General features: G+C 63.7%; 21 protein-coding genes and 1 pseudogene. 4 read left to right on the top strand and 18 right to left on the bottom strand.

Annotated elements, in window-relative coordinates:
* Positions 1 to 13: 13 nt before the first annotated feature.
* Positions 14 to 220, bottom strand: a complete 207-nt coding sequence (locus AAE021_RS01960) for a hypothetical protein (protein ID WP_342023996.1) — start codon at positions 218 to 220, stop codon at positions 14 to 16.
* Between the two features lie 86 nt (positions 221 to 306).
* On the opposite strand from AAE021_RS01960, the gene AAE021_RS01955 reads away from it, so the two are divergent.
* A complete protein-coding gene (locus tag AAE021_RS01955) occupies positions 307 to 870 on the top strand; it encodes a TetR/AcrR family transcriptional regulator (RefSeq protein ID WP_342023995.1) in 564 nt (187 codons plus the stop codon).
* A 9-nt stretch (positions 871 to 879) separates the two neighbouring features.
* Here AAE021_RS01955 and AAE021_RS01950 read toward each other — a convergent pair whose 3' ends face one another.
* From AAE021_RS01950 to AAE021_RS01910, 9 genes are all read right to left on the bottom strand, one after another.
* A complete protein-coding gene (locus AAE021_RS01950) occupies positions 880 to 1,749 on the bottom strand; it encodes an AraC family transcriptional regulator (RefSeq protein WP_342023994.1) in 870 nt (289 codons plus the stop codon).
* Positions 1,750 to 1,872: 123 nt separating this feature from the next.
* A complete protein-coding gene (locus AAE021_RS01945; protein ID WP_342023993.1) occupies positions 1,873 to 3,477 on the bottom strand; it encodes a glycoside hydrolase family 43 protein in 1,605 nt (534 codons plus the stop codon).
* Positions 3,470 to 5,785 carry a glycoside hydrolase family 3 N-terminal domain-containing protein gene (locus tag AAE021_RS01940; RefSeq protein ID WP_342023992.1) on the bottom strand — a complete coding sequence of 772 codons (2,316 nt, stop codon included), beginning with the start codon at positions 5,783 to 5,785 and terminating at the stop codon, positions 3,470 to 3,472. The genes AAE021_RS01945 and AAE021_RS01940 overlap by 8 nt, the downstream gene beginning before the upstream one ends.
* A 79-nt stretch (positions 5,786 to 5,864) precedes the next feature.
* Positions 5,865 to 6,683 carry an ABC transporter ATP-binding protein gene (locus tag AAE021_RS01935; RefSeq protein WP_342023991.1) on the bottom strand — a complete coding sequence of 273 codons (819 nt, stop codon included), beginning with the start codon at positions 6,681 to 6,683 and terminating at the stop codon, positions 5,865 to 5,867.
* The gene (locus AAE021_RS01930; RefSeq protein ID WP_342023990.1) at positions 6,683 to 7,570 is read right to left on the bottom strand and encodes an ABC transporter ATP-binding protein; all 888 of its coding nucleotides are present in this window, start codon (positions 7,568 to 7,570) and stop codon (positions 6,683 to 6,685) included. Before AAE021_RS01930 ends, AAE021_RS01935 begins: the two co-directional genes overlap by 1 nt.
* Entirely contained in the window at positions 7,567 to 8,490 is a 924-nt protein-coding gene (locus tag AAE021_RS01925; protein WP_342023989.1) for an ABC transporter permease, read from the bottom strand. The genes AAE021_RS01930 and AAE021_RS01925 overlap by 4 nt, the downstream gene beginning before the upstream one ends.
* Before the next feature lie 11 nt (positions 8,491 to 8,501).
* Positions 8,502 to 9,491 (bottom strand): ABC transporter permease, encoded by a 990-nt coding sequence (locus AAE021_RS01920; RefSeq protein ID WP_342023988.1) that lies wholly within the window; start codon positions 9,489 to 9,491, stop codon positions 8,502 to 8,504.
* Positions 9,492 to 9,556: 65 nt separating this feature from the next.
* A complete protein-coding gene (locus tag AAE021_RS01915) occupies positions 9,557 to 11,230 on the bottom strand; it encodes an ABC transporter substrate-binding protein (protein ID WP_342023987.1) in 1,674 nt (557 codons plus the stop codon).
* 228 nt (positions 11,231 to 11,458) lie between these two features.
* Complete coding sequence (locus AAE021_RS01910; RefSeq protein WP_342023986.1) at positions 11,459 to 12,490, bottom strand: LacI family DNA-binding transcriptional regulator; 1,032 nt, start codon at positions 12,488 to 12,490, stop codon at positions 11,459 to 11,461.
* Positions 12,491 to 12,740: 250 nt separating this feature from the next.
* Between AAE021_RS01910 and AAE021_RS01905 the strand changes: the two genes are divergently transcribed.
* From AAE021_RS01905 to AAE021_RS01895, 3 genes and pseudogenes are all read left to right on the top strand, one after another.
* Entirely contained in the window at positions 12,741 to 14,066 is a 1,326-nt protein-coding gene (locus tag AAE021_RS01905) for a sensor histidine kinase (RefSeq protein WP_342023985.1), read from the top strand.
* Positions 14,067 to 14,112: 46 nt separating this feature from the next.
* Positions 14,113 to 14,772, top strand: a complete 660-nt coding sequence (locus AAE021_RS01900) for a response regulator transcription factor (RefSeq protein ID WP_342023984.1) — start codon at positions 14,113 to 14,115, stop codon at positions 14,770 to 14,772.
* 77 nt (positions 14,773 to 14,849) lie between these two features.
* Positions 14,850 to 16,901, top strand: a pseudogene (locus AAE021_RS01895) (beta-glucosidase); the annotation flags it as partial.
* A 64-nt stretch (positions 16,902 to 16,965) separates the two neighbouring features.
* Here the strand turns inward: AAE021_RS01895 and AAE021_RS01890 are convergent.
* The 8 genes from AAE021_RS01890 to AAE021_RS01855 form a co-directional block, all read right to left on the bottom strand.
* Positions 16,966 to 18,456, bottom strand: a complete 1,491-nt coding sequence (locus AAE021_RS01890) for an MGDG synthase family glycosyltransferase (RefSeq protein WP_342023983.1) — start codon at positions 18,454 to 18,456, stop codon at positions 16,966 to 16,968.
* A gap of 64 nt (positions 18,457 to 18,520) precedes the next feature.
* Positions 18,521 to 19,078: a dihydrofolate reductase family protein gene (locus tag AAE021_RS01885; protein WP_342023982.1), complete on the bottom strand. Its 558-nt coding sequence runs from the start codon at positions 19,076 to 19,078 to the stop codon at positions 18,521 to 18,523.
* Between the two features lie 75 nt (positions 19,079 to 19,153).
* Entirely contained in the window at positions 19,154 to 19,393 is a 240-nt protein-coding gene (locus AAE021_RS01880; RefSeq protein WP_342023981.1) for a hypothetical protein, read from the bottom strand.
* A gap of 340 nt (positions 19,394 to 19,733) precedes the next feature.
* Positions 19,734 to 21,137, bottom strand: coding sequence for a hypothetical protein (locus AAE021_RS01875; protein ID WP_342023980.1), 1,404 nt, complete (start codon positions 21,135 to 21,137; stop codon positions 19,734 to 19,736).
* Positions 21,137 to 22,015, bottom strand: a complete 879-nt coding sequence (locus AAE021_RS01870) for a GHKL domain-containing protein (RefSeq protein WP_342023979.1) — start codon at positions 22,013 to 22,015, stop codon at positions 21,137 to 21,139. Before AAE021_RS01870 ends, AAE021_RS01875 begins: the two co-directional genes overlap by 1 nt.
* Positions 22,008 to 23,759 (bottom strand): hypothetical protein, encoded by a 1,752-nt coding sequence (locus tag AAE021_RS01865; RefSeq protein WP_342023978.1) that lies wholly within the window; start codon positions 23,757 to 23,759, stop codon positions 22,008 to 22,010. Before AAE021_RS01865 ends, AAE021_RS01870 begins: the two co-directional genes overlap by 8 nt.
* A 518-nt stretch (positions 23,760 to 24,277) precedes the next feature.
* Complete coding sequence (gene ychF / locus AAE021_RS01860; RefSeq protein ID WP_342023977.1) at positions 24,278 to 25,363, bottom strand: redox-regulated ATPase YchF; 1,086 nt, start codon at positions 25,361 to 25,363, stop codon at positions 24,278 to 24,280.
* A gap of 26 nt (positions 25,364 to 25,389) precedes the next feature.
* Complete coding sequence (locus tag AAE021_RS01855; RefSeq protein ID WP_342023976.1) at positions 25,390 to 26,469, bottom strand: 4-hydroxy-3-methylbut-2-enyl diphosphate reductase; 1,080 nt, start codon at positions 26,467 to 26,469, stop codon at positions 25,390 to 25,392.
* Positions 26,470 to 26,483: the final 14 nt, after the last annotated feature.

The following is a 26,483-nucleotide window of genomic DNA, read 5'->3' as shown; positions in this document are numbered from 1 at the left end:
AAGCACCCGGCGACTAGGCCTCCAATGTTTCCGCGACGGATTCCGCCGGGTCCTGAGACCCAACCACTCCCAGCGCCAGATCCCGTGGCCCGGAGAGGAGCGATGGCGAAATGAACAGCATGAGAAGGACCAGCAGAATGACGGACAACCCGATGGTTAGACCGGCCCAGATGGCCGCGTGCTTGCGGTGAGAGCCGGATGACGGCGTTTGCGATGTCATGAATCCTTCTTTCGGAGGAATTTCCTCCACTTCTATGGAAGATATTCCTCCGGTTTAGACTGAAGGTCAACTTGAAGGGAGCGCGGATGCGGGCGGACGCGGCGCAGCGAAGAGAAGCGATCATCAGTTCTGCAAGGCACGTGTTTGCCGAGCGCGGCGGCGACGTTGCCCTGGATGCAGTGGCCGCTGCGAGCGGCGTGGGTATCGCAACGCTGTACCGCAACTTTCCATCCCGCAATGACCTGATCCGGGCCGTGATTGACGATATGGTCCGGGAGATCCTGAATCTCGTGGCCGAAGCGCGCGCCGTCGTTGAGAAGGACCCGGCGGGGGCCTGGAAGAGTTTGCTGGCCGGGCTGATGGATATGGAGCTCGGGGCGCTGACGGATGGTCTTGGCCTGCAGGCGGACTCAGGAACAGAAGAATCCTCACCGCTTGTGGATGTTCAACAGCCCGCGCTCAACGCGCTGGAGGAGCTGCTGACGATTCTGAAGCGCGCAAATGCGGTCCGGAAGAACATCACGGCACTTGAAGTCGTCGTCGCGGTGGCCACCATTACCAGGCCGCAGGCGGCGGCCATCCGCGAAGCTGCTCCGAGTGTGCCGGGACAGCTCGCCGAGGCCTACCTTCTCTGGAGCCGCTCCGGCTAGGCCGGGTGCTCAGCTGCGTTCAATGGGGAACCAAAGATCGCAGGTGGCAGTGCTGAAGTCGGGAGCACGGTCAAGCACCGAGACGATCGATGGGCCGGGGCGCAGCCTCCACGGGTTGGAGGGGAACCATTCCGTTGCGGAGGCCGCGTATGCCTCCTGCAAGGCGCGCGGATGCGGGCCCGTTGTCCGGAACACGACCCATTTCCCCGCTTCGACATCGATCACGTCGAGGTCGCCGGGAACTTTGGCATCGGCGTCGACCGCCACGCCGTGAAGGTAGGTCAGTTCGCTGCCCTCGTCATAGTCGGGACCGACGTCGGCACTGACCTGCAGCAGTCCCCGGGGCTCGGTGCCGCTGAGGTTCTTGAGCCGCTCGTGTTCGGAGGCGGGCAGCGACGCGATATGCCGCTGAATGTGGGGGTTGATGCCCTCGTGGATCAGCGGGACGCGGGCGGCGTGGCCGGTGAGGCGGAAGGCAGGGCGTTCGATGATGCGGGCGTCCACGGGGGTGTTCCCTTCGACGGTCAGGCGGAACCTGAGGACTGGTTGGCTCTGCAGGGGGCCGCCGTCACGGCGAATATTGCCGGGACTGGCGCCGTGAACGGCACGGAACGCCCGCCCGAAGGCCTCGGTCGAGCCGTAGCCGTACCGCACCGCGATCGTGAGCAGATCATCCGCGCCGCCTATGACGTCAGCCGCAGCGACGGTCATCCGCCGGCGCCGCACATATTCGGAAACCGGCATGCCGGCCAGCGACGAGAACATGCGGCGTGCGTGGTAGCCCGTAGTTCCCAGCGTTCCGGCGAGCTCGTCGAAGTCCAGGTCTTCGCTGAGGCGCTGCTCGATGTCGTCGACGAGGCGGTTGAGGATTTGTATCACGGCTGCTCCCTTCACCTTCCACTCTTGCCCCCGGCACGACCGCTCCGCCCGACATCTCCGGGTCCGATTCTGCCGGGTCCGGGCGGCGGCGCACATCATCTGTGGCTCAGCGGCCGTGCTCCGTCAGTGCTCGTAGAACATGTCGGTGAAGACTGCTCCGGTGCCGGCATCGCCCGTTGAGTGGATTGAGGCCACCGCTCCGACAAACCCGCCGGCGGCCTCGGTGCTGAGCACGCGCACTGATAATTCCTCGTTCAGCACCGCAGTACCGCCGGCAGTAGCCGCGACACGCATCATCAGGCCATCAAGCACGCTCATTCGGAGGTTGATGCGTGCCGGTTCACCTGCCAGAAGCTGACCGACCGTTCCGGCGTCGAGGCTGCGGGAGGTGATTGTGCGGCTTATGCCGTCCGCCACCTCAATGACCTCGAGGTGTCCTCCGCCCCGCATACTGAGCTCCGCCCGGATCTGTGCTGCCGGGCTCTGAGCCAGGATGATTCCCACCACAGCCTGCTCCGGTCCTTCATGTTCCGGCGCAGTGAGCAGGCGTTCGATCGTGGCGGAGAAGGTTGCCGTGTGGTGAGCGAGGCGAACCCCCAGAGCCGCTGCCGGCTCGGTTCGGTCCACCCGTGCACCCGTGGAGATCAACGCAAGCGAGTCCTCGTGGCCTGCATCGGCCATGTGGTCAGTGGGAAACCCCCGCGCCGTGATCCACGGTTCATTCCGGCCAAGAACCCGGCGCACCCGACTGGAGGTGGCGTCTGGCCCGGTCCCGGCTTCCACCACTGCAGGCACCTCCCCCTGCTCCGGCAATCCACCCAAACCCGGGTTGAACACCGGCCAGTCATTCTCCCAGGCCACGGGGGTCAGAAACGTCTCCCGGCCCAGCAGGGTCAGGCCGTGCCGAGGCCTTGTTGCGAGCGCGACCGCCCACCATGACTCATCCGGCGCCTGGACCCAGTCGGCGTGCCCCACGCATTGAACAGTGGCGGTGTCTCCGCGGTGCCGGTGCGTGAGCACCGGGTTGCGCGGGTTACCCAGATACGGGCCGGAGACACAGGTTGCCCGCGCCACGCTGACCGCATGGTGGTCGCCGGTGCCTCCCTCCGCGGTCAGCAGGTAGTAGTACTGGCCGTGTTTGTAAAGGTGCGGCCCCTCCGCCCAGATTGCCCCCTTTACCGCACCGGACCAGAGGATGTGTTCGGGACCGGTTAAACACCCCGCATCGAGGTCCAGCCGCCGCAGCCAGATCTCGGTCTCCCCCTCATAGCCGGGATTGGCCACCTCACGGCAGCCGGCCCACCACACGTCATCCCCGTCAAAGAGGATGGTCGGATCGATTCCCACCGCGTCAGGCAACCAGACGGGGTTACTCCATTCGCCGGCCGGGTCTGTGGCCGTGATGTAGAAGTTGCCCGAGGCGCCGGTGGCATCCACTGCGGTGCATGCGATATAGAACGTGCCCTTGTGTTCCCGGATCGTCGGCGCGAAAAGACCGCCGGAGGCACGGGTGCCGGACAGGTCGAGCTGTTCCTTCCTGGCGATGCCGTGCCCCAACAGAACCCAGTCCACGAGGTTGGTGCTGGCGTATATGGGAATCCCCGGCAGGTACTCGAAGGTGGAATTGACCAGGTAAAAGGTGTCACCCAGCCGGCAGATCGACGGGTCAGGATGCATCCCCGCCAGCACCGGGTTGGTAAAGGACAGGGGCGTCCCGGTTTCACTCACCGCCGGTCACCGAGACCGGCGTGACCAGGACGCGGTCGCTGCCGAGCATCCGGCGCTGCCCGGTCACAGTGATCCGCGAGGATTGGCCGGCGTCCTCGGCATTGTGGGCCACAGCGAGAGTCGCTTCCATCGGTCCCACTTCCCAGTGCCCGGACTGTCCCACGTAGCTGAGACGTTCCGCGGACACTGTAAAGGTGACGTCTCGGCTGCCGCCGGCCTCAAGGTCCACGGCGGCGTATCCGATGAGGGTGGACACGGGGCGGGTGACGTGTGCGGTGACGTCCCGCAGGTACAGCTGCACCACGTCGGTGCCGTCCCGCTCACCCGTGTTCTGGACAGTAACCCGGACCTGCACGGTTCCCGTGCTGTCGATCCGGTCGGCGTCGAGTGTCAGGTTGGAGTGCGCAAAGGTTGTGTAACTCAGGCCGTGGCCGAACGGGTACACAAAGTCGGCCCCGAGCGAGGTTACCCCCGACGGTCCGGCGAGGGCCGGACGCAGGTACGTTGCCGGCTGGCGACCCGCGGAATGCGGGAAGGACAACGTGGTGCGGCCACGCGGATTGATACGTCCGGACAGGGCGCCGGCCACGGCTGCAGCTCCTTCCTGGCCGGGGAACCATGCCTGCACGATTGCCGCGCACCGGTCCGTGGCCCAGGAGATGTCATACGGACGCCCGGTGACCAGCACGAGTACAACCGGTGTGCCGGTGGCAAGCAGCGCCTCAAGGAAACGGCGCTGCAGACCGGGCAATTCGAGGCTGTCGACGTCGTTGCCCTCCCCCACCGTGCCGCGTCCAAACAACCCGGCCTGGTCTCCCATCACGGCCACCACGACGTCGGCGGCGGCGGCCTGGGCCACAGCCGCATCGATTCCCCCGGCGTCGTCGCCTTCGACCTCGCAGCCGCGGGAATAGTCGATGGAGTCGAATTCGATCCTCATGGCATCGAGGATGGTGGGGATGTGGATTCCTTCGGCGACGTCCGGGTAGTGGGGTTCCACATGGTTGGTGAAACTGTAGTCTCCAAGCAGGGCGGTCCGGCTGTGCGCGTTGGGCCCCACGACGGCGATTCTGGCGGCAGCGGCCAGCGGCAAGGTGCCGTCATTGGCCAGCAGAATGGTTGCTTTCTCGGCCACTTCCCGGGCGAGGTCCCGGTGTTCGACCGGATTGAGGTCCGGAGCAACCGCTTCGGCTCCGGCACGCTCTGCGTATCCGGCGGCCGCCTTGAAACTTGCGGGCAGCAGTCCGTAGTGCTGCTTCTGCACCAAGACCCGGCGCAGGGCGATGTCTATGGCGCTTTCCTCCAGGATGCCGGCGCGGACGGCGGCCACGAGGTGCGGGAATGCTGCGGCGTCGGGCAGCTCGACGTCGACGCCGGCGCAGAGGGCAAGAACCGCGGACTCGGCGCGGGACCGGGTGACCCCCTGTGTGGTTTCCAGGAAGTTCACGCCGAAGTAATCGGAGACCACAGTGCCGTTGAATCCGAAATCGGTGCGCAGCACATCGGTCAGCAGGTGCTTGTCGCCGTGCGAGGGCACGTGATCGATCGCAGCGTACGACGGCATGATGGACCGCGGCGAGCTGTCGCGGATGACGATCTCGAACGGGTAGAGGAACACCTCGGCCAGCTCGCGCGGGCCGGCGTCGACGGGGCCGTGGTTGCGGGCGGCCCTGGAGGCGGAATACCCTGCGAAGTGTTTCGGGGTCGCGATGATGTCGCTGCTTTCCAAACCCCGGATATAGGCAGCGCCCAAGGTGCCCACGACATATGGGTCCTCGCCGAAGGTCTCTTCCACCCGTCCCCAGCGGGCGTCACGGACCACGTCGAGCACGGGTGCGAGCCCCTGGTGAACTTCCAGCCCCCGCAGGCTCCCGCCAATCGCCGCGCCAACACGCTCGATCAGCTCCGGGTCCCAGGTGGCCGCGTAGGCGGGCGGAGACGGGAAGGTGGTGGCACCCCATGCCGCCACGCCGGTCAGGCATTCCTCATGCACAATCGCACCAATGCCATGGGGAGCGGCGCTTCGCAGGTCGGCCTGCAGCCGTCGGAGCGTCTCCAGCCCGTACTGTGCCGATACCGGGCGGGTGCCGTAGAGGCGGGTGATTTGGCCAAGGCCCTCTGCGGCGGTCTCGCTCCATGCCTTGGCCTGGCCGGTGTTTTCCGCCTGCGCCGGAGCCACCTCCCCGCCGTCGGCCACCCCGATCCAGAGGCCCACAAGCTGGGCCACCTTCTCTTCAAGCGTCATGGCGGCGATGAGGTCATCCACTTCGGGGGCTTCGGTCAGGGTGTGCGCGGATGAGTCAGACATGGAGTACTTCCTTTGGAACGAGTCGAATCTTGGGTCGACGAAGTGAAAAGGGTTCAGGTGAGGGGGCTGGGATCCGCGGCTACGAGTTGCCGCGCATCCCAGCGAATCGTGGATGGGTTCCCGGGTCGGGGGCGGCGGTCAGCAAGCGTTTGGTGTAATCATGCTGGGGATCGAGGATGACTGCATCGGATGGCCCGTGCTCGACTATCTCGCCGCGGTACATCACCAGGATTTCATCCGAAAAATGCCGGGCCGTGGCCAGGTCGTGGGTAATGTACAGCACCGCCAGGTCCTCTTCCCGCTGGAGCTGCGCCATGAGGTTCAGCACGCCGAGCCGAATCGAGACGTCAAGCATCGACACCGGTTCGTCCGCGATGAGTACCCGCGGTTTTGGTGCCAGTGCCCGGGCGATGGCAACCCGCTGGCGCTGCCCGCCGGAAAGCTCGTGGGGTCGGCGGTGGATGAAATCAGCCGCAGGTGAGAGATTCACCCGTTCCAGCAGCTGGAGCACTTTCTCGTCGTATCCGTCGGCTGATGTTGCCTGATTGTTCAGCTGCAACGGCCGCCGCAGATGATGGCTGATGGAGTGATAGGGGTTCAAGGATGCGAACGGGTCCTGGAACACCATCTGCACCGCGCTGCGGTAACGCCGCAGCGCCCTGCCCGCCGAGGCAATTTTCTGGCCGTCGAGTTCAATGGTGCCCGCGGTGGGTGTCTCCAGCTGGGCGATCATGCGGGCCACGGTGGACTTGCCGCTGCCGCTCTCCCCCACCAGGGCAACCGTTTTGCCTGAGCTCAATTCGAACGAAACATCGTTCACCGCGCGAAGTTTGCCACGGATACCGCCGGAGCGGGCCGGGAATTCTTTCACGAGGCCGGTAACGGAAAGGGTGGACATCAGAGGACCCCCGCTGTCGTAGTGGAGCCGTTGATTGACTCGCCGGTGCGGATAAAGTCTCCGCGTGCCCCGGTGAGGGACGGGAACGACTTCAGGAGTTTGCGGGTGTAGGGGTGGGCGGCTCCGGCGTAAATCTCCTCGGCCGTGGCGAGTTCCACAATTTCGCCGGCAAGCATCACCGCTATCCGATCGGAGATCTCCAGCAGCATCGGCAGGTCGTGGGTTATGAAGATCACCGCAAAACCGAACTCGTCGCGCAATCGCTGGATTTCTCCGAGGATCTCCCGCTGGACAACCACATCAAGTGCCGTGGTTGGCTCATCCATAATCATCAGTTGAGGGTTCAGGGCCAATGCCATGGCGATCATCACCCGCTGGCGCATGCCGCCGGACAGCTCGTGCGGGTAGGCGTTGATCCGGTCAGCTGACACCCCCACCAGTTCCAGGAGATGGCGGATGCGGTCACGCCGTTCCGCACGCTTCATGCCCGGCCGGTGCGTGGTCAGGACGTCATTGATCTGGTCGTGCACGGACAGCACCGGGTTGAGCGAGTTCATCGCCCCCTGAAAGACCATTGAGGTCTTGTCCCACCGGTAGCTCCGCAGCTTTTCGCCGGACAGGGCCAAAATGTCGATGTCGCTGCCCGAGGAGTCGTGGAAGGTCACCGTGCCGCTTTCGATGGCTGCGGGCGGTTTGAGCAGCTGGTTGATGCCGTAAGCCAAGGTGGACTTGCCGCACCCGCTCTCACCGGCCAGGCCAAGGATCTCGCCGCGGTGCACCGTAAGGCTTACGTCCTTCACGGCGTGGACGCGGGTGGCCGCGTGATAGACCACGTTCAGGTTGTTTATGGTGAGGAGTGCGTCGGTCGATTCAAGCTGGCCGCTCATCGCGTGCCCTTTCGTGTGGCCTTGGCCGCTGTGGCCAGGCGGAGCTTGGGATTGATGACTTCGTCAATGGCGAAGTTGATCAGAGCCAGCCCGGCTCCGAGCAGGGCGATCATCAGTCCCGGCGGAATGAACCACCACCAGGCCCCCAGTCTTAGCGAGAAGGCGTTCTGCGCGTAAAACAGCATGCTGCCCCAGGAGAACGTGCCGGAAACACCCAAGCCGAGGAAGGAGAGACTGGATTCGCCGAGAATCGCGAAGATGACCGCGAAGACGAACTGGGAAGCCAGGACCGGCAGCAGGTTGGGAAGGATCTCGACGAGGATGATGCGCCAGGTCGGTTCGCCGGCCACCTTGGCCGCCAGAACGTAGTCACGGTTGCGCATTGAAAGGGTTTGGGCGCGAAGGACCCGCGCACCTCCGGCCCAGGATGTCAGGGTCAGCACGATGATGATCATCAGCAGGCCTTTTTGCTCGACGTAGCTCGCCACGACGATCATCAGCGGGATACCGGGGATCACCAGGGCGACGTTGGTGAAGAGGGAGAAACTCTCATCCCAGCGCCCTCCGAGGTAGGCACCGAGGATGCCGACCAGTCCGGAAAGCGCGACTGCGAAGAATCCGACGGTGATGCCCACGATGAGTGATCCGCGGGTTGCGTAAGCGAGTTGAGCCAGGACGTCCTGTCCTGTTTGGGTGGTGCCCAGGAGATGATCACCCGAGGGCCCTGACAATCCGATATTGCTGATTGCCATCGGGTTGGTAACCAGCAGTGGTCCGATCAGTCCGAAAAGTGCGATCGCGATGGTGATGCCCAGGCCGACGACGAGTTTGGGTGTTCGGGGTGGAAGGCTGCGCCGGAACCCGTCAAATCGCCGCTTCGGGCTGGGAACGAAGGTGTCCAGTTGGGCGGTGGAGGTCATGATCTGGGCCTCTATCCTTGGTGCCGGGTTCGGGGATCGATGAGTCCGTAGATCACGTCGACGAAGAAGTTGGTCAGCAGCACCGAGGTGGTGATGATCAGGAAGACACCCTGCATCAGGGCATAGTCGTTGTTCTGCACCGACTGCAGCAGGGTCTGCCCGATACCGGGATAGGAGAACACCTGCTCGGTGAGGATCGAGCCGCCAACAACCGCGCCCAGCGCGATGCCGAAGCCGGCCACCGAGGGGAGCACGGCGTTGCGGCCCGCGTACATCGTCATGATCCGGCGGGGCCGGAGCCCTTTGGCCTCTGCGGTGACGATGTAGTCCTCGGCCATGGTGGAGACCATCATGTTGCGCATGCCCACCAGGCCGGCGCCGAGGGAGCTGATCACGATGGTCAATGCGGGCAGGGTGCCGTACTTGATCGCGCTTCCGAGGAACTCCCAGCTCCAGCCCGCACTTACGGTGCGGTAGTCATAGCCGCCGCTGATGGGAAACACTCCCAGCGTCACGGCGAAGACGTAGCTGAGGATGAGGGCCAGCCAGAAATAGGGAACTGCCTGCAGAACGGTGGATGCGGGGATAAAACTGTCGAGCCAGCCGCCGCGTTTCCATCCGGCGAGCATCCCGAGCAACTGCGCGATGACAAACGAAATCACGGTGGCGATACCGACCAGCAGGATGGTCCATGGCAGTGCCTGGCCGATCACCGTGATCACCGGCGTCGGAAAGAAGGTGACCGACACGCCAAGATCACCCTGGAAGATGTTGACCAGATAGTCGCCGAACTGCGAAAGCAGCGAGGCGTCGTCGGTGGTCCCCAACATGGCCTCGATAGCGGCGCGTGTTTCCGGTTCGACCTGGCCGCGCTGGGCCAGTTTAGCCAGCATCACGTCAACCGGGTTCCCGGGCAGGAGCCGGGGAAGAGCGAAGTTGATGGTGATTGCCGCACAGAAGGCAACGATGTAGAAGAGGATTTTCCTCAGGAGGTATCTCACGCGGTTCTCGTTCCGACATAGACCAGTGGCAGGCCCGCAGGCCCGCCACTGGTCCCGATGGATTCTTACTTTAGGGTGAGGTTCTTGAGTACCTGACCGTAGTCAGGTGCCTGCCACACCATGGGAAGCGCGTAGAGGTCGTCATCGCTGGGCCAGCCCGTGACAACATCCGTGCGGAACGTGCTCAGGCTGCCGTAGGCCTGAATCGGGATGTACGGCATGTCCTCGACGATCGCCTCCTGGATGATGGCGTACTGCTCCATCTTCACGTCCTCGTCGGTGGTCACGTTCAGGACGGCCAGGGCCGCATCGACGTCCGGGTTCGAGTAGCGGGCCCAGTTCGGGTTAGCCGACTCGCCGACGGGTGCCGTTGAATCACTGTCGAAGAATGCGTTGTAGAGGTAGTAGGGCTCAGAGCCGGCACCGGGCCACAGGTTGTTCACCAGCAGCTGGAAGTTACCGGTGTTGGTTGCTTCGGTCCATTCGTTCCAGGACATCTGCTCGGCCTTCAGCTCGATCCCGACCGGCAGCAGCTGCTGGGCCATGGTTTCGATTCCGGCAATCCAGTCCGTCCAGCCGGTGACGGTCTTCACGGAGAAGCTCAGCCGCTCGCGGTTCTTGGCATAGATGCCGTCGGATCCCTTGGCATACCCTGCGTCGGTCAGCAGCTTCTCGGCTTTGGCGGGGTCGCCGGTGTTGGAGGCGATGGGCTCCTTGATTGACGGGGAAATCCACTTTTCGTCGCGGGGAAGCAGTGCATAGGTGGGGCTGATGTCACCGTTGAGCTCGGAGAAGGCGAGGGAATTGAGCTGATCACGGTCCATGGCCGCGTAGATGGCCTGGCGGACAGCCGGGTCGGTCTGCGGGCCGGTGCAGCCGAGCTCAGCATTTGAGCAGGTGACGAGCGAGAGCTGGTTTTGGACAGTGTTGACGTACTCGATATCTTCCTCCGGGCCGAGGAGGGATTCGACCTCGGGAATGAACATGCTCATCCAGTCAACGTCGCCGTTGAGGATTGAGTCAACGCCGGCCTGGTTCCCGGACAGGGACACGTAGCGAACGCCGTCGAGCTCGGGCTTGCCCTCTTCCCAGTAGCCTTCATTCTTTTCCAGCAGGTAGCTCTGGGGAGAGAAGTCGGACACCGTGAACGGTCCGGTGCCAACCGCGTCTTTGTTGATGTGGGTCGCGGGGTCGTCGATCTCGGACCAGATGTGTTCGGGAACAATGTAGATGGAGCTGAGGGTTCCGATGGAGTTGAGCACGTCGGCCTGCGGGTACGTAACCGTGAGTTCGGTGTCGCTCGTGGCTTCGGCCACCCCGTCGAATCCACCCGTGTTCAGCGCGGGCGTATTGGCGATCAGGTTGAGCGTGAAGGCGACGTCCTTGGCGCTGAAGGGCTCGCCGTCGCTCCATTTGACTCCCTCGCGGGTGGTGATGCTGAGGACGTTGCCCTCGTCGTTGTACGAGTACTCGGTGCCCAGGACCGGCACCGGTTCACCCTCGGCAGCCCGGTTCACGAAGAACAGGGTCTCGTAAACGGTGGACTGAATGCCGAGAAGGGCCGTGGTGGAGAACGGGTTGAAGTTCTCGGTGAACTGGGTTGACGAGGTGCCTGGAAGTGTCAGAATCGCGTCGGCTTCCGCGCTGTTTGCCTCGCCGCCGGCCGAGCAACTGCTGAGCATCAGGGCTGCCCCTGTCAATGCGGCGACTCCGGCGAGTCTTTTTCGTGAAGTGAACATCATTGTCCTTTCGATGATCGAGACTGCCTCGACCGCTGTGTGCCCAATCTCACATTCCATCGTGGAGTCAGAATGCCAGTAAGCGCTATCTCGGAGCGTAACGGCGAATTTTCGGCACGTCAATCATTGATTTTGGCGGGACATGAAAGAGCGCAGCACGCGATCATCGTTTGTTAAGTAAGCGCATGCTGGAACAGGCAGCAAGGGGCCACCTACTGCAGATCGGCTTTAGAGGGAGTCCCGCCGGGTGAGGCTGCTCGGCAGAACGCGCTGAATAACGGAGGGCCCGGAGCCGGCCATCAGGGAGGCCAGCGCGTCGACCATCTCTTCGCCCATCAGCTCCAGCGGCTGCCGCACCGAGGACAGTGGAGGATTCGCCACCTCTGACAGGACCGAGTCATCGTAACTAACCAACGACACGTCATGCGGTACGCGGCGTCCGGCTGCGGCCAGCACCTGCAGAGCTCCGGAGCCCATGTAGTCCGAACACACGAAGACGCCATCAATGTCCGGGTATGCGGCGAGCAGGCGGGTCATGGTGTCCGCTCCGCCTGCCGGCGAGAACGCTCCGCGGGCGATGCGATGGGCTTCGAGGCCATGCTCGGTCAAGGTGGACCGCCAACCTTCGAGGCGGTCTCTCGCCGCCGTCAGGCGATCGGTGCCGGCCAGAATGGCGATACGGGTTCGTCCCGCTTCAATCAGCGCCTCGGTGGCGATGCGCGCACCGCCCACGTTGTCGACGTCGACATAGGACTGGGAAGTTGCGTCTCCCAGCGGACGGCCCAGGTAAACCACCGGAACCCCCGCATCGCCAAGCAGCTCGGGCAGATGCGAGATTTCGTCTTCGAGGATGACCATCGCTCCGTCCACCCCGGTGCGGCCCAGGGATTCGAGCAGGTACGACTCCTGCTGGGCGCTGCCGGAGAGGAGCATGACAATCTGCAGGTCATGCCGGGCGACCGCGGACAGGACGCCGTGCAGAGGTGCTGATGTGAAGGAGTATGGCTGTGAAAGGTCAGCCTCGGAGATGATGAGGGCGACGGCGCCGGTGCGGCCGGTTGCCAGGGTGCGGGCGGCTGCATTAAATTGATAGCCCATTTGCCGGGCGATGGCCTCCACGCGCAGCGCCAGGCCAGGATTGACCGTCGGCACGCGGTTCATCACGCGGGACACCGTTGCGGTGGACACCCCAGCGGCAGCCGCGACATCGGCAAGGGTAATGACGGCCCGTCCGGGGCGCCGGGCTCGAGTCTCGGTCATAGTTGCAATTTTGTCACAGCACCGCGGGGCAGGGCTGCCGAGTGGTAAGCGCTTACGACGTTTATTCCTTTCGAATACTGGCAAGAACAGTAAGCCTTTTCCCGCTCCGCGACAAGGCCAGTCCGTCCCGGTCTGATTTGCCCGGTCCACGGCTGATGCAAAGCGCTCATTGCCCGGCGGGGGTTATCCCCACCGAAGCCCGGCGGCCTGCCCGGTGTCGCGCTGTCGCCGGGACCAGCAGACTTAGACCATGACGTTATCCGCTTCCCCCGCCCGCCCATCCCGCGGCCCCGCTCTTTTACAGGCCAAAACCTGGCGGGCCTTCGGCTATCACTGGATCTCAGTCCTCCTGGCGCCGCTGGCCCTGACCTACGCGGTCACCGCCGTGTCCCTCGGCGCCGGACTGCTGGTGACCTGGGCCGGGCTGGTGATTCCAGCCGCGATGATCATTGGAGCACGCGGCTGGGCAATGCTCAACCGGGGACTGGTTCGAAACCTGCTGGGCACCGATCTGCCGGCCCCGCTGCCGTTTGCCCCGCGCCCGGGCTTTGTCGGCTTCCTTCGCAGCGGCCTGACCGATGCCGCCGGTTGGAGGGCACTAGCCCACATGGTGTTGTCCTTCATCACTTCCATGACGTTCGCGGTTCTCAGCATCACTTGGCTGATCACGGCACTGGGAGGGCTGACCCACTGGTTCTGGTACCGCTACCTGCCCATGCAGCAGGCATCGGACGGCAGCTGGCACCGGGGCAGCCAGGTCTTTCCGGATGTGTATGCGGACACCACCCAGTGGCAGTGGATCTACGCCGGGGCCGGCCTGCTGCTGCTGCTCATCTGGCCGTGGATCAATAACGGAACCGCCCGCGTGCAGGCGCTTCTGGCAGGGGCCCTCCTCACCCCGACGGCGTCAAGCCTGCGGGTGCGCCAGCTGGAGCAGTCCCGCAGCGCCTCGGTGGATGACGCCGACTCCCGCCTGCGCCGGATTGAACGGGATCTGCATGACGGCACCCAGGCTCAGCTGGTGGCCATTGCCATGAAGGTTGGCGATGTCCGCGACCGCCTGTCCAGTGAAACGGCCAGCCCCGAAATCCTGTCCCTGCTGGACAGCGCCAACGGCACCGCCAAGGAAGCCCTGGCGGACCTGCGCGGCCTGGCCCGCGGCATCCGCCCGGCCGCGCTGGAGGACGGCCTGGACACCGCGCTGGCTACACTGGCCGCCGGCGCGGCCCTGCCCGCCACGGTCAGCTACAAGCTGGCCCGCCGCCCCGACCCCGCGGTTGAGGCCATTGCCTACTTCTGCGCCAGCGAGCTGGTGAACAACGCCGTCAAGCACTCCGGCGGCACCGGGATCGCGATTACGGTCGCCGGCCATGATGACGATGCCCTGCTGTTGAGCGTCACCGACAACGGACACGGCGGCGCGGCGATCAGCCGCCGGACGGCAGCCGGCACCCGCACCGGCCTGGCCGGCCTGCAGGAACGGATCGGGTCTGTTGACGGCCGGCTGGAGATCGACTCCCCCTCGGGCGGGCCCACCCGAACCAGCGTTGAGCTTCCGCTATCCTCGAAGGCATGATTCTCCAGCTCTCCTTCGCTGCAGCCTGCCCTGCACCCCTTCCCGCGTGAGGCTGGCGCTGGCCGAAGACTCCGCCCTGCTGCGGGCAGGTCTGGTGGAGCTGCTGGGCAGCCGCGGGCATGAGGTGGACATCGCCGTCGACAACGCCGCGGATCTCCTGGCCGCCGTGCACGCGGCGGAGGACGGCGACCGGCCCGACGTCGTCATCCTGGATAACCGGATGCCGCCCACCTTCACCAATGAGGGCATTCAGGCGGCCATCGCGCTGCGCCGCCTGCATCCCGACGTTGGCGTGCTGGTGCTGTCGCAGTATGTGGAGACGCGGTATGCCGCGGAGCTGCTGGCGGGCAATCCGGCCGGTGTTGGCTACCTGTTGAAGGACCGGGTGGCCGACGTCGGGGACTTCCTCGGTGCCCTGGAGCGGCTGGCCCGCGGGGAGACGGTGCTGGATCCGGAGGTGGTGCAGCAGCTGATGGGTGCATCGCGGCGCCGTGCGGTGCTGGACGCGCTGACTCCGCGGGAGCGCGAGGTGCTGGAGCTGATGGCGCAGGGCCGGACCAACGCCGCCGTCGGCAGCGCCCTGTTCCTGTCCGCAGGTGCGGTGGAAAAGAACATCACGTCCATTTTCGCAAAGCTGGGACTGCAGCACAGCCCCGAAGATCACCGGCGGGTGCTGGCCGTACTGGCATATGTACAGTCCGCCTAGGCCGGCTGAAATCGGTTTTCCGGCTGCCGGCTGAGGCGCACTCACGACTCGCACTCACAGGGTGCAGAATCTAGTCCATGAAGATGACGACGGCGGGCGCCTACGGCGAGGCGGTCCGGGCAGTCCGGACCGGCGAGCTCAACGCCGATGAAGCCGCCAACCAACTGGTCCGGCAGATGACGGACAGGGAGCTCCTCGGGCTGCTCGACGGCGACTCCCCCGGGCTGCTGCTCCCGTTCATCCCGATGCTGCTGCGCCGGCTGCCTTTCGTGGCCGGGGCGGTCCCGCGGCTGGGCATCCCGGGAATCCGGTTCAGCGACGGCGGCCGCGGCGTCGTGATTGGCGCCTCCACAGCCTTCCCCGTGACGATGGCACGGGCCGCGACCTGGAATCCGTCGCTGGAGGAACAGGTTGGGCTCGCCGTCGGTCTGGAAACCAGGGCACGGGGCGCCAACTACTCCGCCTCCATCTGCGTGAATCTGCTCCGCCACCCCGCGTGGGGCCGGGCGCAGGAGTGCTACGGGGAGGATCCGGTGCTCACCGGCCGGATGGGATCGGCGATGACCCGGGGCGTACGCGTGCACACGATGGCGTGCGTGAAACACTTTGCGCTCAATTCGATGGAGGACGAGCGCTTCGAGGTCGATGTGACAGTGGACGAGCATGCCCTGCACGAGGTGTACCTGCCGCATTTCAAGGCTGTTGTGGACGCCGGCGCCGACTCGGTGATGAGTTCCTACAACCGGGTGCGGGGCGAGTACATGGATGTGAATCACGCCCTGCTCACCGATGTGCTGCGGCGCGAGTGGGGCTTCCCGGGGTTCGTGACAAGCGACTGGGTGTTCGGCACCCACGACGCCGCCGCCAGCCTGCAGGCGGGGATGGATGTGGAGATGCCGCTGCGGCTTCTTCGTGCCCGCGATCTGCCTGCCGCGCTACGGAGCGGAAAGCTGGCCCGCGACACCGTGCTGCAGTCCGCGGGCCGCATCCTGCGCACCAGCGTGCTCCATGCCGCGAGCCGGGAGTTGGCGGAGCCCAGCACTGCCCTCATCGCCTCCCCGGCCCACCGGGCGCTTGCCCGCCGGGCCGCCGTGGAGTCGATCGTGCTGCTGAAGAATGAAATTCGTGGCGAAGTACCGCTCCTGCCGCTGGCTCCCTCGATCCGCCGCCTCGCGGTAATCGGCCGGCTCGCGGCCCGGGCGAACCTGGGCGATCACGGCTCATCTCGCGTCCGGCCTCCCTCCACAATCTCGCCGCTGCAGGGGCTGCGCGAGGCGCTCCCCCGGGTGCGCATCACGGCTGCGTCAGGTCGGAACGAACGCGCCGCCGCCGCACTGGCGGCCGCCGCGGACACGGCCATCGTCGTCGTCGGCCTGGACCAGCACGATGAGGGCGAGTCCGTGGTTACCGGCGGCGTCGACGTGGGTGTCCTTAGCCGGGCTTTTGGCGCGGGCGCCCTCCGTCGGGTCCTCATTGGCCTCGCCCATCTGGCGTCGAGGTTCGTCCGGGGCGGCGACCGCAGCTCGCTCAACCTGCGCCCGTCCGATGTGCGTCTCATCCGCACCGTGGCCGCCGCGAACCCCCGGACCGTCGTCGTACTGATCGGCGGGAGCACGATCCTCACGGAGGAATGGCGGGCGCACGTGCCCGCGCTTGTCCTCGCCTGGTACGGAGGCATGGAGGGTGGACGCGGCCTGGCGGACGTGCTGACCGGTACTGCGGAGCCCGGCGGGCGGCTGCCGTTTGTGCTGCCGACGGACGCCGCGCATCTGCCGCCGTTTGACCGCGCGGCGAAGTCCGTCGTCTATGACGATAAGTGGGGTCAACGCCGGCTCGACGGCGAGGGGAACGCGCCGGCCTTCCCGTTCGGTTTCGGCCTGGGCTACACCACGTTCGAGCACCGCCTTCTCAACCATCACTTCGATGACACTGGCGGCACCGCGGACGTGCTTGTCACAAACACCGGTAACCGCACAGGCTCCACCGTTGTTCAGATCTACGCCGCAGACGTGTCAGTTTCCAGGCCGGTGGCTCAGCTCCTGGGCTTCCGGAAGGTGACGCTGCAGCCCGGCGCGGAGACAGCGGTGCGGGTTTCCCTGGATGCGGGTCCTACGCTGCAGCGCGATCCGGCCACCAAATGCTGGTCCCCCCGCGCCGGGGACTGGGCCCTGCTCGCCGGCTGGCACAGCCCGGTCAGCTGGGCGGACGCGGTCCGGTTGCGGTGCCCTGCGGAACCAGCCGGTGAGGACGGGATCTCTCAACGTGGACCGACAGCGTTTCATCCTTCCCCAGGATGGCCCGGATCAGCCGCCGCTCCTCCCACCTGAGCGACCGCAGCGCCTGGCCGCGCCGCAGCACCAGGCCTCCGTCCCGGGTCCCGTACCGCCTCTGCAAATCCTCCAGCTCCTGGGCCTGCAGCAGGGCGACTGTGCTGCCCGTCGCCGAGTCGATCAGGCGGACCAGTGCCGATGGTCCGCTGAGATCGGTCGCGACAACGCGCTCCTCGCTGGCGGAGAGGATTGTCTTCTGCGCCGCCCGGGTTGTGACCAGCGGACGGGACGGTCCGTCCAGCAGCCCGGACAGCACGTCCGCCGCAGCGTCAGGCCGGCCGGTCCTTTGCGCCGCGGCCTGCATCCGCTGCAGGCGGCCCGGCTCGCGCAGTATCTCGTCGAGCTTCCAGCCGATTGTCGCGGCAGTGTTGCAGCGGACCGCCGCCCCCTGCTCCATCAGGTAGTCGCCGTTGCGGACCTCCTGGCCCGGAATGGGGTTCACCAGCACCATCGGCAGCCCGGCAGCCATGCACTCCGACACTGACAATCCGCCGGGCTTGCCCACAAACAGATCGGCGCGGCGCAGCAGCTGCGGCATCTCCGTGGTGAAGCCGAGCACGCGGTAGCGGTCTCCGGCGGGTGCCACCACCTGCTCTATGCGCTTGCGCAGGGCTTCGTTGCGTCCGCACACGACCGTCGCAGTGAACGGCGAGCGCATGTGCAGCGTCTGCCGCACCACGGCGACGGCGTAGTCACCGCCGCTCGCGCCCGCGGAGATCAGCAGCATCGGGGGCTCGGTTGCATCGCGTTCGGGTGCGGCCTTTAGCTGTGGAGCGATCGGAATCCCCGGGGCCGCCACGCGGTCGGCGGGCAGTCCGAACGCCATCAGCTCCACCCGCCCCTCCTCCCGGGCCAGGAAAAGCGCGTGGAACGCGCCGGTAAGCGACAGCCCCTGGAAGTCATAGTCCGTCGTGACGACGGCAGTCCTCGCGCCGGTCACGCCGCGAAGGAGCAGTGATGCCAGCAGCTGGGCGGGCAGGAAGTGCGTGCACACGATCGCGGTCGGCCGGAATCGCTTGACGGCATCAATGACCGGAACGGAGTTCATCCTTGTCCAGGGGTCTATGGGGCCCCGGCGGCGGAAGGGCGGGTCACTGATGTCGTAGCCCCAGTCGATCAGCCACGGCAAGCCCTCAACCAGGACAAAGTAGCCCTTGTTCAGCAGCGCCCGGTACAGCACGCTGCTGACCTGCAGCACGTCCAGTACCTGCACCTCGGCGACGTCGGAACGCGCGGCGCACGCCTGCTGCACCGCCGCCGCGGCACTGTTGTGCCCGGAGCCCACCCCTGCGGACAGGATCAGTACGCGCTCCCCTGCAGCGGTCTTGGGGGTTCGTGCCGACGTTTTGCGCATGAAGCGAGGCTAGCAGGGGCCGCATCACCCTCCGGACGGAAGCACAGCATCTGCGCTGCGGACCTCAGTCAGCCCGCCGGTAGTGCGTGGAAATGGCACCGTTGCTGAGGGGCTCCGCCGAGATCAGCTCAAGGCGGCGCGTGCTGTCGAGCAGACCGTGATAAAGGGTGGGACCGTGTCCCGTGATTCTGGGATGGACAAGGAACTTGTACTCATCAATCAGGTCCAGCCGGTCCAGCCCTGCCGCCAGCCGGCCGCTGCCGACGAGCACCCCGTCCGGGGTCCGGTCCTTCAGACCCTGCACCGCGGTGCGCAGGTCGCCTTCCATGAGGTGGCTGTTGTTCCACGGGAAGTCGCTGCGGGTGGAGGACACGACGTACTTGGGGATGGCGTCCAGCTTGAGCGCCCACTCGCGCAGCGCCGGCGGCGCCTCAACGTCCCCGCGGGCAACCGCCGGCCAGTAACTCTCCATCATCTCGTACGTCGTGCGCCCCCAGAGCATGGCGCCGGACTGGTCCAGAAGTGCGGTGAAGTGCGCGTGCGTCTCGTCGTCGGCGATGCCCTCCTGGTGATCGATACAACCATCCAGGGTGACGTTGATGCTGAAAGTCAGGGAGCCCATGCGATTGATTCTCTGTGGCACCGGTGCTTAGGGCAATGGGCTGCGGCTAATCTTTTGGAGCCTGAAGAACCCTGCTCAGTCGTCGGTGGGCATATAGGGCACGGCGCTTTCCATCCGCTCGGGCGTCCAATATTCAGCTCCGGGCTCGTCCGTGCCGGGAGTGTGGGTTAGCGAATCGGCAGGGTCCGCCGTTGCCGGGGAAGCATGCGATGAAGGTGCAGGGGACGACGGGACAGAAGAATCGCTGCGACACCCCGCGGCCGGCATGGACACAGCGACGAGCACAAGCGCGACGGCGATGCTTTTGCGTTGCATGAAGGCAGACTAGCTGAGGGGCTGGGTACAAGAAGCTGAACGTAGAAATGCCGCCCTCAGCGTTTCCGGTGAGGGCGGCATTTCTAGGTATTCAGGCGAAGAATCTACACATTAAACCTAAACTCCACCACGTTCCGTTACGGAATAACCTCTCCTTAAAGCACGTCGGTGTGGCGTATGGAATGCCTGGCCCACCCACGATCGGCCTGCGTGAAGCGTAAGACCCGGACTGAAAAGCGATCTCAAGTTCTGGGGCCGCGAAGAGCCACGTCCTCAACTTCGATAGACATACGCACCATGCTTACTACGAGAGTGCATAAACGAAGACCTCCGAGGCTTCTCACGTTTCTTCCAAGCGTTTGTGAGCTAGGGCGACCAGAGCGGCCACCTTCGCTTTCAATTCGGGTTGCGACCGGACGTTGTCGAACCGAAGCTGACGCACACCATAGGCCATGACCACCGACCAATACTCGCGTGAGGAAGCGCTTCTTGCCTCCATCCAACTCAGTACAGATGCGCACCATGCGGGAGACAACGAACCTCGAGCGAACGCTGAATCTCCAAAGCGCTCTGAGATGTCCTCCACTGAAGGCCAGTCCGAGCCGAGGAGTGGCGAGTCCGGGTGGACCCAGCTCGACATCAGCATGACGGCCGGGTCCCGGAGCGCACTGGAGAATTGGTTCTCGTCCGAGTCGATAATCACCGGTAGGCCGTCACATACGAGTATGTTTGCAGCGTGAAGGTCGGTATGGCTCATGACCATCGAAGTTGTAACCCAAAGCTCGGGCGGCGGCGTGGTAAGCCCGATCGAAGCGAGTTCACACTCAAACTTGTTCCAATCAACAATCTGGCAAACAACGTCGCGGAGCGGAACTGTTCTGGCGGGGGATTGTTCCAGCGTGTCAAGACTCTCACGAAGCGATTTGATGATGTCAGCGGCCATGAGGTCTTCTGAACCGATTAAGTTCATCAGTGGGGTCGTCGACGAACCTGCGAGCTGCAAGATGCTAATGATCGAGCCGCCCATGAGGCCCTGTATAACGTCGACACGACGTGCTATGCCTCCTTTGGGAAGCAGGTCCTGCAGCCCTCCGGCCGCTGGAAGCGATCCACTCACCTTCGCTACTATTACCGCGACAGACCCATTTGGACGCGCAACCTCACAGCGCCAAACGGCTGCGCCCGTAAGTCCACCGGCTAGAGGGACGGCCGCAATCGCTGACGCACCGTAGTGATAGGCGATTCGACGGAGGACTCGCCGATCGCGAAGCTCAGTCGTTTCACTCGTCGTAAGTTCAATCAGATCGAAGCGTGCGATAACTTCGCGCAAATCTCGAATGAAACGGTCGAACTTGTCGAACTGGGACTTACGCAGCACGGACACTCGATCAATCCGAACGTCCTCATCTTGGAAGACAAGACCAGCCCCTTCCATGGATCTTTGCGCATGATCAAAATCCGTGTAGCCGCTGAAGACGATCACGCGTGAATCAGGATAGCGGGCGGTTACGATCTGGAATAGCTCGTCGCCCAACTCATCAACGGCTTTCTCGCCGACACGCATCGGCAACTTTCGATCCAAGACAAAGAGATCGATCAGGTCGTTAGTGCTTTCGACAAGGCTGAGCGCCTCCTCGACCGACTCGAACGTGATTAGCTCGTATCCAGCATCGACGATTGTCGCCGAAGCCTCCGCCAGTTGCTGTGGATCATCATCAACTAGTACGGCACGTGGGTTTGTCATCAGTTTCGCTTTCCCGTGAGTATGAAGGTTGCAACGCCGCTACGTCCCGTAATTTTGAAACCATAACCAAGCTTTTCGGAAGCAGTTTTTATAAGAGCCAACCCAATCCCCTGATGCCCGCTCTTCGTAGAAATTCCGGTTGTTTCGACGTCCTTGACGTCGAACTGCTTTCCTGCAAACGGATTCGACACCCTCACCCAAAACCTCTCTCCAACTATGCTCCAGCTCACTTCGATGGACCGCCCTCCCTCCATCTCCAGCGACGCGTCTATGGCATTCTGGTAGACGTTAGCTAGTAGAACCTCCAAGAGACCAATGTCGGTGAGGATCATTGCCGGGCGGCCAGCGAGGTCCGGCGCCGGCACAAAAGTCGGAGTAGCGGTCAGATCCGGCCAGCAGTCCCGCAAGGTGTGTTCCAAGCTGCACTCCGTAAGATCCAAATCCGATCCTTCACGGATCAGGGCAACCAGGGCGTCGATTCGGCGTTCCAGCCGATTGATCGCATCATTTGTCGCACTTCGCTGGAAGTCCCTGATTTCCCGACTGCCTGCCTTGCGGATCCAACCGACCGGCGGAGAGAGCTCATGTCGAATCAGGCGCGCAAGTTCTGGAACAGACCCACGACTTGAGTCCGATTCCTGGGACACAGAATCTGACTGCGTCGCGTTTGAAAGTGATTCCCGCGCCGCCAAGACGTCATTGAGGACCTGCCGAATTTGAGGCACAGATTCGTTCTGCATAGCCCGTATCAGTACGCGTACCGGAACATCCTCCGGGTTGGCTTTGATCCACACGGCGGCTCGCAGCCTAGCCGACGGCGAGTCCGAGTTGAGGGAATCGTCGAGCCATTCACATTGGGAATTAAGCGGATCACTCATGGACTTCATAGAACCTAGCTCGTCGCTCGAAGGCTTCTCGTCCACCCTCCATAATGGTCGTGATCGCTGAGACGACCGCCGGTGAGTCGAATGCTCCGGAGTCGCGGACTTCACCATGCTGTCCATCGCTCGCAAGGACGAACACTCGTCCAGCTGCCCCTAGAACCGGGATGTTCGCGTTATGGGTCGCCACGATTGTCTGGACCTGGTCGCCGGTACGGTGACTCATTGCTGACACAACGTGATCCACGAGATAGGCGTTATCCAGGTGGTCCTCTGGCTGATCGAGGATCAGTGTCCGCTCTCGCTCGGAGAGAACGATTGGCAGCGTTACGGCGCACTTCTGACCAGCCGACAAATTGTCAACGCTTTTGTCCACTGCACCGTCGCGCAGTAGGAAGTCGACGCTATCTTTTAGCCGAACCTTTGCGAGGCGTTCGACCCCCTCCATGGAATCAAAAACACCGATCACCCTAGCCGCCTGCTCCTGAGACAGATCGCCGGCTGAAGCTAGTCCATCGACATCATGTGCCTCCACCATTTCCAAGAGCATCCTCGGTAGAACGCGTGCTGCCAGCGAATCGATGAGTGTAGCTCTGGTGTGTGTACCCTTAAGGCCCTCCGTGAGTACATCGCGTAGTTCGGACGCATCTGCAAGATGCTCGACTACCACGACAATATGGCGGTCAATCTGACGCGACGTAGATTCCGCAACGGTATGCCTCGCACGGTACAGTCGCTCTTCTTCCGCTTCTACAGCGGCGAACGCTGCATCTCTCTGACTTTTCAGAGACTGGAGCTCTGTTGACAGTGCGACGATCCTCTTGTCGTTGTCGTCGAGTTCTCGCAGTTGAGCATCGACATTTCGGATATGAGCCGTAATTTGCCCCAGCCCTGCCTCAGCTTGCTCTAGATTCTCCCTCAGCGGCGCGGCAGTTTCTCGAAGCTTGGCTTCCTCCGTGGTCGCCGTGGCGATGCGGTCTGAAACACCATCATCAAGAACGCCAATCGATTTTCGGAGGGACTCAGCTTTAGAGCGAACGGTGCTGAGAGTCCCAGCAAGAGAGATCTCATCCGCCATGAATTCAATATCCAGCACATCAAGCTTCACCAGAATCTGCTGAATCGTATCGACTGCACTACCCATCTGAGCTGATAATTCTCCGGCTGTTCGAAGATTTACGCCCCGTCTGACGATCAGGTTAGAACGCGCCTCTACATCACGAAGCGTGTCCCTCTGAGCGGCAAGGGGACCTTGCGCATCTCCGACCAGAGATTCCTCTTGCGACCGGTAGATCTGCAGGTCCGCTTCCAAACCTGCACGTTTGAGGGACTCTTCCTCGCACTTTTGCAACTGCCCGCGAAGCTCGAACATCTTGCGGGCCAGCTCTCCGAGCTCGTCTCGGGGCATCGCGGTGGCTTCTTCGCCAGCGCGGAGGTCGAGGAGCTTCAGCCGATTAGCCGCATCGGACGCGATCTCTTCCAACTCACTCTGCCCGAGAACTAGAGCAAAATGCGACAGGTCACGGTCGCGCCCGCGCCCTCTTGCATCAACGATCACCTGCGTTGCACCAAGGTCGTCTTCCAGGTCGACAATCACCTCGCCGACTCCCAGCACCGCGGAAAGGAACTGTTCCCGCTGCTGACGTCGCCGTTTATCGGCATGCTCAGCACCTAGTGCATGCCGCAGAAGTTCGAGCAATGCAGTCTTGCCGACACCGCGAGAACCGATAACAACGTTCAACCCACGAACGAACGAAACATCTAGCCCGTTGAGGAAGCCACCGTTGACACGGAGTCTCGAAACCCACATTCCCTGCGCCCTTCATTAATCCACGACCGTCTTGCTCGAGACTACAGGCCCACCTCCCCGAACAGGCTGAAGCAAGCAGCTGACTGCGGGCGTGGCTGGTCTGGAAAGGAGCCACTCAGTACCCAAAATGTGTCGTGGGACACTGCGAGAAAGCAGTCGACAAACTTCGCCGCTTATGCTGGGTCCCAATTCAAACAGGATCAGCCCGCCTCGACACCGTACGGATCGTGACGCTCAAGGGCGCTGTCGAGGGCTCGGCTCGTCCCGACACTCCTTTCGATGGCGGGTTCTAGCCAGCCGGCACGGTTCCAGCGCTTAAACTCTGATCCGCCCACTCAGGTACATCAAAATGCTGGCTACGTCATTTTTCGGCGTCGAATCGGAAGCAAAAGGAAGGGCCGCTAAGAACATGTTCTTAGCGGCCCTTCACAGGTCCAAGAGGTCAGGAACTAAACGTTGAACCGGAACTCAACCACGTCGCCGTCGACCATGACGTAGTCCTTACCTTCGATGCGGACCTTGCCGCGGGACTTGGCCTCGGCCATGGAACCGGCCTCGGCGAGGTCATCGAAGGAGACAACCTCGGCCTTAATGAAGCCGCGCTGGAAGTCGGAGTGGATGACGCCGGCGGCCTGCGGGGCGGTGTCGCCCTTGCGGATGGTCCACGCACGGGTTTCCTTGGGGCCGGCCGTCAGGTAGGTCTGCAGGCCCAGCGTGTGGAAGCCAACGCGGGCCAGCTTGTCCAGGCCGGACTCTTCCTGGCCGCTCATCTCGAGCATCTCGCGGGCTTCTTCCTCATCCAGCTCCACCAGGTCGGCTTCGAGCTTGGCGTCGAGGAAGATGGCGTCGGCGGGAGCCACGAGCTCGCGCAGCTCTTCCTGGCGCTCCGGGTTGCCCAGCACGGCGTCGTCCACGTTGAACACGTAGATGAACGGCTTGGCGGTGAGCAAGCTCAGCTCGCGCAGGTGCTCCATGTCCAGCTTGTCCTTCTCCACGGAGGAGAAGATGGTGTCGCCGCGCTCCAGCACGGCCTGTGCGGCCTGCATGGCAGCCAGCTGCGCGGCGTCGCGCTTCTTGATCTTGACTTCCTTCTCCACCCGCGGGATCGCCTTTTCCAGCGTCTGCAGGTCGGCAAGGATCAGTTCGGTGTTGATGGTCTCCATGTCGGAACGGGGATCCACCTTGCCGTCCACGTGGATAACGTCGGGGTCATCGAACACGCGGATCACCTGGGCAATGGCCTCGGCTTCACGGATGTTCGCCAGGAACTGGTTGCCCAGGCCTTCGCCTTCGGACGCCCCCTTGACGATGCCGGCGATGTCCACGAAGGACACCGTTGCCGGCAGGATCCGTGCGGAACCGTGGATTTCGGCCAGCTTGGCCAGCCGCGGATCCGGAAGCGATACGACGCCGACATTCGGTTCGATGGTGGCGAACGGATAGTTCGCCGCCAGAACGTTATTGCGGGTCAGCGCATTGAACAGGGTTGATTTGCCGACGTTGGGCAGGCCGACGATGCCAATAGTAAGAGCCACGGTAATCAATCATACCGGTGCCGGAGCTAGGCTCCGGCGCGCCGGCCTCCCAAACCGCGGGAGGTGTCCCCCATGGCCTTGAGCGTGGCACGGATTTCCTTGGGCAGCGAGAACATGATGTCTTCCTGCGCGGTGACCACTTCCTCGACGTCGCCGTAGCCGTAGCTGGCCAGCAGGTTCAGCACCTCCTGCACCAGGGTTTCCGGCACTGAGGCTCCGGATGTCACGCCCACGGTGGAGACGCCCTCAAACCAGCTCTCGTCCACCTCGTTGGCAAAATCGACACGGTAGGAGGCCTTCGCCCCGTATTCCAGGGCAACCTCCACAAGGCGGACCGAGTTCGAGGAGTTGGCCGAGCCCACCACGAGAACCAGGTCGGCTTCCGGGGCAATCTTCTTGATCGCGGTCTGGCGGTTGGACGTGGCGTAGCAAATGTCGTCGCTGGGCGGATCCTGCAGGGTGGGGAACCGCTTGCGCAGCAGTTCCACGGTGTGCATCGCCTCATCAACGCTCAGCGTGGTCTGGGACAGCCAAATAACCTTGTCGGGGTCCCGGACCGTGACCTTGTCGACGTCTTCGGGACCGTTGACAATCTGGGTGTGCTCCGGTGCCTCGCCGTAGGTGCCTTCGACTTCCTCGTGGCCGGCGTGTCCGATCAGCAGGATGTCGAAGTCGTCACGGGCAAAGCGGACGGCTTCCTTGTGGACCTTGGTCACCAGCGGGCACGTGGCGTCGATGGTCTGCAGGTTGCGGTCCGCTGCGGACTGCACGACGGCGGGTGACACGCCGTGGGCGGAGAAGATCAGCAGCGAGCCCTCGGGCACCTCGTCGGTTTCATCAACGAAGATGGCACCCTTTTCCTCCAGCGTCTGAACGACGTGGAGGTTGTGCACAATCTGCTTGCGCACGTAGACGGGCGGCCCGTAAGCCTCCAGGGCCTTTTCGACGGCGATCACGGCACGGTCAACACCGGCGCAGTAACCGCGCGGGGCGGCAAGCAGGACACGGCGGGGACCGCTCACGGGGGCGGCTGCGGCCACCTCCTGCGGGCTGCGGCGCCGGCGGGGCACGGTGGGCATAGGCACGGATACGGCAGTGCTGGTCATGCCTCCATGCTATC

The organism is Arthrobacter citreus, assembly GCF_038405225.1.
In the GTDB taxonomy this organism is placed as follows: domain Bacteria; phylum Actinomycetota; class Actinomycetes; order Actinomycetales; family Micrococcaceae; genus Arthrobacter_B; species Arthrobacter_B citreus_A.
The sequence above is the reverse complement of the archived record's forward strand: the minus strand, read 5'-3'. Positions and strand labels throughout refer to the sequence as shown.